Origin of the sequence: Mesorhizobium sp. M2A.F.Ca.ET.037.01.1.1, assembly GCF_003998075.1 — a bacterium.
Lineage (GTDB): Bacteria > Pseudomonadota > Alphaproteobacteria > Rhizobiales > Rhizobiaceae > Mesorhizobium.
Map to the genome: position 1 here is coordinate 1 of NZ_RZSA01000803.1, position 3,116 is coordinate 3,116.

Annotated in this window: 3 protein-coding genes; all 3 read right to left on the reverse strand. The window is 64.6% G+C overall.

Translation table 11 applies throughout. From position 1 onward, the window contains the following. On the reverse strand, positions 1–692 hold a 692-nt coding region (locus tag EOA27_RS29250; protein WP_127257858.1), incomplete at its 3' end, for a sigma 54-interacting transcriptional regulator. Beyond that, a complete protein-coding gene (locus tag EOA27_RS29255) occupies positions 689–1,825 on the reverse strand; it encodes a nitrogen regulation protein NR(II) (protein ID WP_126082758.1) in 1,137 nt (378 codons plus the stop codon). The genes EOA27_RS29250 and EOA27_RS29255, both read right to left, overlap by 4 nt. Next, the gene (gene dusB / locus EOA27_RS29260) at positions 1,822–2,850 is read right to left on the reverse strand and encodes a tRNA dihydrouridine synthase DusB (RefSeq protein WP_126082759.1); all 1,029 of its coding nucleotides are present in this window, start codon (positions 2,848–2,850) and stop codon (positions 1,822–1,824) included. The genes EOA27_RS29255 and dusB overlap by 4 nt, the downstream gene beginning before the upstream one ends. Positions 2,851–3,116: the final 266 nt, after the last annotated feature.

The window sequence follows — 3,116 nt, forward strand, 5'->3', positions numbered from 1 at the left end:
GGCTCGAAGCGGCCGCTGGAACGGTTCTGCGCGCCGGTAAAGGCGCCCTTCTCGTGGCCGAACAGTTCCGATTCGATGAGGTCGCGCGGAATCGCCGCCATGTTGATGGCCACGAACGGGCCGCCGCGGCGTCGGCCATATTCGTGCAGCGCGCGCGCCACCAGCTCCTTGCCGGTGCCGGATTCGCCGCTGATCATGACCGTGAGATCGGTCTGCATCATGCGCGCCAGCATGCGGTAGATGTCCTGCATGGCGGCGGAGCGGCCGACCAGCGGCATCGTTTCCGGCTGGTCCTCCCCGCGGGCGTCGAGCTTCGGCCGCTTCGGCTCGGATAGCGCCCGGTTGACGATGTTGAGCAGCTCGGTGAGGTCGAATGGCTTCGGCAGATATTCGTAGGCGCCCGTCTCGGAGGCGCGGATGGCGGTCATGAAGGTGTTCTGGGCGCTCATGACGATGACCGGCAGCTCGGGCCGCGCCTTCTTGATGCGCGGCAGCATGTCGAAGGCGTTTTCGTCCGGCATCACCACATCGGTGATGACGAGATCGCCTTCGCCAGCCGCCACCCAGCGCCACAGGGTCGAGGCGTTCGAGGTGACGCGCACCTCGTGGCCGACGCGCGACAGCGCCTGGTTGAGCACGGTGCGGATGGCCGCATCGTCGTCGGCGACCAGAATATTGCCGCGAACGCTCATTTGCGGTCTCCTTCTGCTTCATCGCCTGAGCCGGGCGAAGTCTCCTTCCAGGCCGGCATCAGGACGCGGAACGTGGTGCCCCGCGCGGTCGAATCGCATTCGATGATGCCACCATGCTCGCCGACGATCTTGGCGACCAGCGCGAGCCCGAGGCCGGAACCATTCGGCTTGGTGGTGATGAACGGATCAAACAGGATCGGCAGGATGTCTTCCGATACGCCGGGACCGTTGTCATGCACGCAGAATTCCAGCGGTAGCGAGACGCGGTCCTGCGTTCCAGGCACCGAAACGCGGATGCCCGGACGGAAAGCCGTCGACAGCACGATCTCCCCCTGCGGATCCGATCCGATCGCTTCGGCAGCATTCTTGACCAGGTTGAGGAAGACCTGGATCAGCTGGTCACGGTTGGCGAAGACCGGAGGCAGTGATGGATCATATTCCTCCAAGATCTTGATTCGCCTAGCAAAACCGTTCTTAGCGATCGCCTTCACGTGGTCGAGAACGACGTGAATGTTGACGGGATAGCGCTCGATCGGCCGCTCGTCGGAAAACACTTCCATACGGTCGACCAGCGAGACGATGCGGTCGGTTTCGTCCGTGATCAGGCGGGTGAGCGCCCGGTCCTCGTCGGAAGCCGAGAGTTCGAGCAACTGGGCCGCGCCCCTGATGCCGGAGAGCGGGTTCTTGATCTCGTGCGCCAGCATGGCGGCCAGGCCGGTGACGGAGCGCGCAGCACCGCGATGCGTCATCTGGCGGTCGATCTTGTCGGCCATCGACCGTTCCTGGAACATCACGACGACGGAACCCGGAAACTCCGGCACAGGAGCGACATAGAGATCGACCATCTTCTCGATGCCGAGGCGCGGCGACGAGACGTCGACGCGGTATTCGTTGACCGGCGCACGGCGCTCGCGCACCTGGTCGACCAGCGTCAGCAGCGGGCTTCCGAAGGGCACCAGCTTGGACAGCGTGTTGCGGGCAAGCATGGTCGCGCTGGAGCGGAAGAAATCCTCGGCATCCGCGTTGGCAAAAGTGATGAAGCCGTCGGGATCGACCATGATCACCGGGCGGCGGATGGTGTTGAGCACGATGTTGGCGGCGTCCGCCACCTGCTGCGGGGCATTGGCCTTCATGCAGCGCTCCGCAGGCTGTCCAACGGCAAGCTGTCGGTGAATACGCGGCGCAATTCGGCGACGATCTCCGCCGGTTCGAACGATGTGAGGATACGTTTGCGCTGCTCGGCGCGAACACCTGGAGCATGGCGGTCAAGATACCAGCCGAGATGCTTGCGCGCCTGGCGCAGGCCGCTTTCGACGCCGTAGAGCGCGAGCATGTCGTCGTAATGCGAGACGACGTAATCGGTTAACTCTTGCGGCGTCAGTGGAATGCCCTGTGTCTTTGCGCCGCCCGCGGCCGTCGCAATACCGCCGGCGATCCATGGCGCGCCATAATGCGCGCGGCCGATCATCACCGCGTCGGCGCCGGATTGATCGAGGATCGCCGCTGCTTCCTCAGGCGAGCCGACATCCCCGTTCGCCACCACGGGAATCGACACGGCTTGCTTGACGCGCGCGATGGCGCGCCAGTCGGCCCTGCCCTGGTAGAACTGACAGCGCGTGCGGCCATGCACGGTCACCATGCTGACGCCGGCCTGTTCGGCGCGCCGCGCCAGCATCGGAGCGTTGAGAGCGCTTTCGTCCCAGCCCAGCCGCATCTTGACCGTCACCGGCAGCGAGACGGCGCCGACCACCGCCTCGATCAGGGACAGTGCATGGTCGAGGTCGCGCATCAGCGCCGAACCGGCATAGCCGCCGGTCACCTTCTTCGCCGGGCAGCCCATGTTGATGTCGATGATATCGGCGCCCTCGCCCGCCGCGATTCGCGCGCCCTCGCCCATATGGGCGGCCTCACGGCCGGCCAGCTGCACCATATGTACCGGCAGGCCGGAATGACGTATACGCAGGTCGCAGCCCGCCCTGCCCTTGGCCAGTTCGCCGCTCGCCACCATTTCCGACACGACCAGCCCCGCGCCATGCGCGTGGGCGCGCTGCCGGAACGGCTCGTCGGTGATGCCCGACATCGGCGCGAGGAAAACCCGATTGCGGATTTTTACCCCGCCGACATCGAGTGGCGATGCCAATGTGGTCAGTTCAGCCATGCACAAAAACCAAGCATGTTCGATCGTTGCACATTCTCTAGCCAGAAGTGTGGCGTTGTGCAACGCGCAATGACGTCACATTAAGGCGCATTTTGGAAAATGCTGGCCTTCGGCCATCACCCCGACTAGGACCGATCGGAATGAGCGAGGCAAGCGAAAAGCAAGCGGCGTCCCCAGGCGGCGGGATCGGAGTGGTGATCGTGGCCGCCTGGGGACGCCGCTTGCTTTTCGCTTGCCTCGCTCATTCCGATCGGTCCTAGTCGGGG

Bases quoted from the DNA above. Each gene is read 5' to 3' on its own strand.
- EOA27_RS29255 (WP_126082758.1), bottom strand. From the start codon at position 1,825: ATGAAGGCCAATGCCCCGCAGCAGGTGGCGGACGCCGCCAACATCGTG.
- dusB (WP_126082759.1), bottom strand. From the start codon at position 2,850: ATGGCTGAACTGACCACATTGGCATCGCCACTCGATGTCGGCGGGGTA.